A 1,380-nucleotide genomic window follows, 5' to 3' on the forward strand; every position below is an offset into this window, starting at 1 on the left:
TATGGTTACAGCAGTGAAAATGGTCAGCTACAACGCTTTACTATCAGCCTCAATGGCGACCCAAGCATCGATACCGATAATGACGGTTACGGGGATTACTATGAGCAACTCTTAGGCACAGATCCGAACGATCCGAACGCACCGCTACTGAATGCGGCGATCGATACCGACAGTGATGGTATCCCTAATCATATGGATTATGACGATGATGCTGATGGTATCGCTGACATCGATGACGGCGATCCGCTTGACCCGAATACCGATTATGATGCAGATGGTTTATCTGACGTGTATGAAACCCAAGTGGGACTTAATCCTTATGATAACAGCGACAGTGAGACTGACAGCGATAATGATGGCCTGCGTGATTCCTTGGAATTGGCGTGGAACCTCAATCCACATGATGTCAGTGATGGTGCCATCGTTGACAGTGATGGTGATGGTTTTATCAACGAGGTGGAAATCGGCGCGAACACCGATCCGTTGGACGCGAATTCCTATGATGCGGATTTAGATGGTGTGCTTGGCATCTATGATGTCGATGATAACGACCCGTTCTCAGACAGTGATTACGACACCATTAGCGATATTGTTGAAACCCAATATGGATTAAATCCACTCGATGGCAGTGATGTTGATTTAAGTATTGACAGTGATAATGACGGCATGGCGGACATTTTAGAAACCATGCTTGGCTTAAATGTCGGTGTGGATGATAGCCAAACAGACCTCGATGGTGATGGCATCAATAATTTCACCGAGTTGAATAACCGCACCGTCGCCGACGATCCGAATGACCCTGTTTATCACGGCCATCTGGACGCGGATAACGATGGCATAGTCAATGGTATTGATACTGATCTCGATGGCAATGGCACCGAGGATGCTGTGCAAAACACCTTCCCTGAGCTTTCAAGTTCAGTCTTAAGTGGTATTGGTGGCACGGTTATCAACGAACATTGTTTTGATGGCCCAAGTGAAGACGACAAGCATGAGGCGATTTATCTGGTCCAAGCCGAATCAGACAGCTCCTTTGGAAAGAGTTGCTACAAAAATGCGGAATACGCGTACACCAATTATACCGTAGCGACCACGCTGAATCCTGATCTAAGTGCTTTGCCGCATTATCGGATTTCACCTGCGGCGACGCCATATATCTCTCGCCCTTATGGCACAACAAAAATGTACATCAAGGCAGCGCCCGAAAATTACATTCTGTATCAAGTGGTGAGTGTGAATAACGATTGGACGTATGGCAAAGTCATCGACATTGCGCAGTCAAGTTTTGATCTCAATGGTTTCGCCTTCATAGACTATAAATTCAATACCTTGACATCGGATGTTTACCTTGTGATGGTGCCAGTGGGGACAGACATGTCA

General features: G+C 46.4%; 1 pseudogene. It reads left to right on the plus strand.

The features are described 5' to 3' along the window. A pseudogene (locus F8B77_RS17620) lies at nt 1-1,380 on the plus strand (hypothetical protein); the annotation flags it as partial.

It is taken from the genome of Aliivibrio finisterrensis (assembly GCF_008933155.1).
Classification (GTDB): domain Bacteria; phylum Pseudomonadota; class Gammaproteobacteria; order Enterobacterales; family Vibrionaceae; genus Aliivibrio; species Aliivibrio finisterrensis.